Here is a 4,592-nt window from a genome sequence, read left to right as displayed (position 1 = left end):
GTCGAGGTGGTCGGTCAGCGCTTCGCCGGGAGTCGAAAGCGAGAGCGACGCCGTCGAGATGCCCTCGCTCCCGACGCCGGTTGCGGTCCTGACGTGCGGTTCGTACCGGCCCGCGTCCCCGCCCAGAGCCACGTAGTGAACCGGCCGGTCGGCACAGCAGTTACACGCCAGCCGTCGGCACACCGACCGGGCGGGCGACCGGACGGCGACGACGCTTCCAGCCCTGAGTCCCCCCGCCTCGATGCTGTTGTCCAGACTCGCCAACCCCGTCGAGAGCACGTCCCCAGTCATAGCGTTTTATCCGCCACACTTCGGTTTGAATCTTGTGGCATCGTCAGTCCGCTCCCGTGGACTGGGTCGTCGTCGTGCCGGGCGTGGTTCGGTCGGTTCGGCGGCCGGCGCGGCTCTTCGGGTCGTCGATGTCCGCGGGGGCCACGTCGAACACGTCGGGACAGAGCGGTTCCAGCGCCCGGAACTGTCGCCGGAGCGTCGGCGGCGAGACGCCCACGGCCTCGGCCACTTCAGTCTGACACAGCGGCGGGGCCGACTCGGCCACCAGCGTCACGGTGTAGACGGCGCTGGCCGCCAGCGCCTGCGGGTCGCGGCCGCTGTGGAGGGACGCCGCCGTCGCGGCTTCGAGTAACTGTCGCGCCATCCCGAGGAGGTCCGCCTCCACCGAGAGCGTGTCCCCGACGGCGGGGAGGAACTCGACTACGTCCGGCGGTTCGACGGCGAGGTCGAGTTCCCGCTGTAGGTGCCGCAGCGCTCGCGCGACCCGCCGCCGGGGCCGCCGACTGGCAGTCACGACCGCCGACAGCGACCGGACCGCTCCCGACCGACGGGCGGCGATCAGCACGCTCCCGGCGGCGATGGATTCGTAGGCCCACCCCTGCAGGATGCCCGCCGACAGCGCCCGCCGGAAGACGACGCTCGCCGTCTCCCGCACCGTCTCGGCCAACTCCAGCACGCTACAGAGGCGTGCGACCTCCTTCAGCCCGGGGTCGAGCGTCTCGCTCGTCGCGTCGGCGGCCGCCCGGCGCTGTCTGCGGCGCTGTCGCCGGAGTCGTCGCCGCCGCCGGCCCTCGATGGCGTTGCCCTTCCCGTCGGTCCGGCACGACCCCATCCACGTCGACAGGCCGCGGTTCGGCCGGGTCTGGGTCCGCGGGCCGCCGACGTGGCGGGCGGCGCCGAGGTACGCCGAGCGGCCGTCGGTCGCTGGCCCGGCGACCACCAGCCCACAGCCGATACACACTCGCTCGCTCGATTCGCTGGCCCGGACGGCCTCGCCACACTCCGGGCAGGTGTCGGTGCGTCGGTTCTCGGATACGCCGTTCGTGTTCATCGGTCTCACGTCGGGGCGACGGAGCGGGACAGTCCTGCCGGTAGGCGGCCTCGTGCCCGCCGTCCCGACGGTATCGCCGTCCGTCGCCGGTTCCGACTGAGCGAGTGTGGCGGGCATCTCCTACTTGAAAGCTCCGACCGTTTCGGCGACGGCCGCCGGTTTCCGTCCTCGACCCCGCGATATCCCGATTTGTTCGACATCGGGACCTCGTGTCGAACGAACGGGCCGAGTTGCGGAGCCATCGTGAGGCTAAAACCGACGGACACAATCACTAGATTGCACCGTAATCATTCCATTTAGTATATTTCTGCTGAGAAATCATAACTGTCGATATGAATTAATCGTCGCCGCTATTCCGCCGGCGCGCGCCGCTACGCCGGGACCGGTTCGCCGGAGGCGGCGTCCCGCAGGGCCGGCCACGTCTCGCGGGCGGTCTCTTCGAGGCGGTAGGTCTCGTGGACGGGGTCCGGGTCGCGGCCGCGGCCGGAGGCGAGGCCGACGGCGGCGGCGATACCCTCGTAGTTGTCCCGGACGAGCGATCCGACGATGCCGGGCATCCCGGCGCGGTCGGCCAGTTCCTTCGCGGCGGCGCGGCCGGCGTACACCCGGCCGCTCGGTTCGTCGACGAGCACCATCGCGAACGGCGTCGCGCCGAACTGCGCCTGAAGAAACGTCTGGGCCGCCTCGTCGTACCACGAGAGGGCGCCCAGTTCGTCGACTGCTTCGAGGGCTTTCGCCGCTATCGAGCAGTAGGGACACTCCCCGTCGTAGATCAGTACGGCGTCGAACGCGGACATACACTCAGTAGGGGCCGGAGCGTCAAATACGGTCGCTTCCCTACGTAGTTAGGTCCTACTTTCATCCGGCCCGGTGACGAAGCATCGATAGAGTCAGACGTAGATGACGAGTTTCGCTACGGGTATTTCGACGGTTGAGGACGGAGCATCGGCAGGCGAGCGAGCGGCCGGAGAGGCAATAGAGGCGTTAGCGACGGACGCGGCCGACTTCGTGCAAGTGTTCGCCTCCTCGCGGTACGACGCCCGCGCGGTGCTGGACAGCGTTCGGGCCGTCGTCGGCACGGAGACGCCGCTGATCGGGTGTACGTCGACGGGCGAGTTCACGCAGGCCGCGACGGTGGAGACGGGCGTCGCGGTGGCGGCGCTGTCTTCGGAGACGATGCGCGTGCGGACGGCGCTGGGGACGGACATCGGCGACGGCGTCACCGGCGCGGTCCGGGACGCGATGGCGGACCTGCCACAGACTGAGTCTTACCCCTATCAGTCGGCGCTGGTCCTCAACGACATCAAAAGCGGCGTCACCGAGCAGTTGATCCGGACCGTCCGGCGGAAGCTCGGGCCGCGCGTGAGTGTCGCCGGCGGGACGGCTTCGGACAACTTCGCGCTGGACCGGACACCGGTGTTCCACGGCGGCGACATCGTCGAGGACGCGCTTGTCATCGCCCGTATCGAGTCCGAACAGCGCGTCGGCGTCGCCGTCGACCACGGCCACGAACCCGTCTCGGAGTCGATGACCATCACCGAAGCGTCAGGGCCGGTCGTCGCCGAAATAGACGGCCAGCCGGCGCTGGATGCTTACTACGACGCCGTCGCGGACCGAATCGAGGCCCAGTTCGGTGCCGGCCGGGAGGCGTTGCTGGAGAACAGCGAACTCCGGACGAAGATACTCGGGGAGTACGAGTTCGGGCTCGACCGGGGCGACGGCTACACGATCCGCTGGCCACGAGTCCGGGACGCCGAGGCGGGGACGCTGCAGTTCCCCGTCGAGATGCCCGAAGGGACGGTCGTCCGTGTGATGCACGGGGCACCAGACGATCAAATAGACTCCGCGCGGCGGGTCGCCACTGAGGCGCGGTCGATGATCGACGGCGACCCGGCGGGGGCGTTCGTCTACGACTGTGCCTGCCGTGAGATCATCCTCGGCGACCGCTTCGGCGAGGCCGTCGGCGCGATGACCGAGGCCCTCGACAGCCCCTTCGCCGGGTTCGAAACCTACGGCGAGACGTGTATGCGCAAGGGCCAGCGCAACGGCTACCACAACACCACGACGGTCGTGATGGTGATCCCCTCGTGATCAGTCGCGAGGAACTGGTCGGGAAGTTCGCGTCCGCGCTGGGCGTCGAGAAGGCCGAATCGGTCGTCGGCGACGGCGTCGAGGCGGTCGGCCTCGGCGGCCGCGACCGGTTGGCGTACGACGAAGTGGGCGACGTCTGTGAGGCGATCCGATCGGCCCACGACGGGGCCGTCGCCACTATCGCCGACGAGATTCGGGTCCACACGCAGGCCGAACGCCGCTTCGAAACGCTGCTGGCGAACGTCCCCGAACCGGCGGTCGTCGTCGAGTTCGACGGCGACGAACCGGTCGTCTCGATGATCAACGACGCCTTCAGCGAGACGTTCGGCTACGACAGCTCGGCCGCCGGGGGCCGGACCCTCCAGTCGCTGATCGTCCCCGAGGAGGCCGACGTGTCGGCACAGGCGATGTGGGCCCGCTACGACAACGACGCCAGCGAGGAGATCAAACGCCGGACGGCCAACGGCGACATCCGGACGATGCTGTTCCGCTCGGCGGTCGTCACCCGGGAGACGGGCGCCATCGAGGGGTACGGTATCTACACGGACATCACCGACCGCAAGCGCCGCGAACAGCAACTCCACCACCAGAACCAGCAACTCGAACGGTTCGTCGATGTCGTCTCCCACGACCTGCGCAACCCCCTCGAAGTCAGCCTCTCGCGGCTGGAGTTGGCACAGGGGACGCTCGACGCGGACGACCCGGCCGCCGAACACGTCCGCATCGCCCGCGAGTCAAACAAGCGGATGCGCACGATGATCGAGGACCTCCTCTCGCTGGCCCGTCAGGGGAAGGCCGTCGGCGAGACGGAACCGGTCCGGCTAGACGAGGTCGCACGGACCGCGTGGTCGACGGTCGACACCGGCGAGGCGACCCTTTCGGTGACCGCCGACCGGACGATAGAGGCCGACCGGAACCGACTCGCCGAACTGTTCGAGAACCTCCTGCGAAACGCGGTCGAGCACGCCGGATGCGCCCCCGACACGCTCACTGTGACAGTCGGAACGACCCGAGACGGGTTCTACCTCGAAGACGACGGCTGTGGCATCGACGACGCCGTCAGGGAGTCGCTGTTCGACGAGGGCGTCACCACGGCCGAGGAGGGGACGGGACTGGGCCTCTCCATCGTCGAGACCATCGCCGAGGCCCACGGCTGGAC

General features: G+C 68.9%; 5 protein-coding genes. 2 read left to right on the top strand and 3 right to left on the bottom strand.

Annotation, left to right across the window (positions count from 1 at the left end):
- From GJ629_RS14460 to GJ629_RS14450, 3 genes are all read right to left on the bottom strand, one after another.
- Window positions 1-291 (bottom strand): hypothetical protein (locus GJ629_RS14460; protein WP_157513661.1); only part of this gene is annotated, 291 nt, incomplete at its 3' end.
- 43 nt (window positions 292-334) lie between these two features.
- On the bottom strand, window positions 335-1,342 hold the full coding sequence (locus tag GJ629_RS14455; protein ID WP_197428641.1) for a transcription initiation factor IIB family protein: 1,008 nt from the start codon (window positions 1,340-1,342) through the stop codon (window positions 335-337).
- Window positions 1,343-1,713: 371 nt separating this feature from the next.
- Window positions 1,714-2,139, bottom strand: coding sequence for a DCC1-like thiol-disulfide oxidoreductase family protein (locus GJ629_RS14450; RefSeq protein WP_157513659.1), 426 nt, complete (start codon window positions 2,137-2,139; stop codon window positions 1,714-1,716).
- Between the two features lie 103 nt (window positions 2,140-2,242).
- Here GJ629_RS14450 and GJ629_RS14445 point away from each other — a divergent pair, with 103 nt between their 5' ends.
- On the top strand, window positions 2,243-3,433 hold the full coding sequence (locus GJ629_RS14445) for an FIST signal transduction protein (RefSeq protein ID WP_157513658.1): 1,191 nt from the start codon (window positions 2,243-2,245) through the stop codon (window positions 3,431-3,433).
- Window positions 3,430-4,592, top strand: a 1,163-nt coding sequence (locus GJ629_RS14440) for a PAS domain-containing sensor histidine kinase (RefSeq protein ID WP_157513657.1), incomplete at its 3' end; no start/stop codon positions are given. The genes GJ629_RS14445 and GJ629_RS14440, both read left to right, overlap by 4 nt.

Origin of the sequence: Halapricum sp. CBA1109, from assembly GCF_009741825.1 — an archaeon.
Classification (GTDB): Archaea; Halobacteriota; Halobacteria; order Halobacteriales; family Haloarculaceae; genus Halapricum.
This window is presented reverse-complemented; position numbering and strand designations above follow the sequence as displayed.

Excerpts from the sequence above, each read along its gene's own strand:
- GJ629_RS14450 (WP_157513659.1), bottom strand. The coding sequence starts at position 2,139 with ATGTCCGCGTTCGACGCCGTACTGATCTACGACGGGGAGTGTCCCTAC.
- GJ629_RS14445 (WP_157513658.1), top strand. The coding sequence starts at position 2,243 with ATGACGAGTTTCGCTACGGGTATTTCGACGGTTGAGGACGGAGCATCG.
- GJ629_RS14455 (WP_197428641.1), bottom strand. The coding sequence starts at position 1,342 with ATGAACACGAACGGCGTATCCGAGAACCGACGCACCGACACCTGCCCG.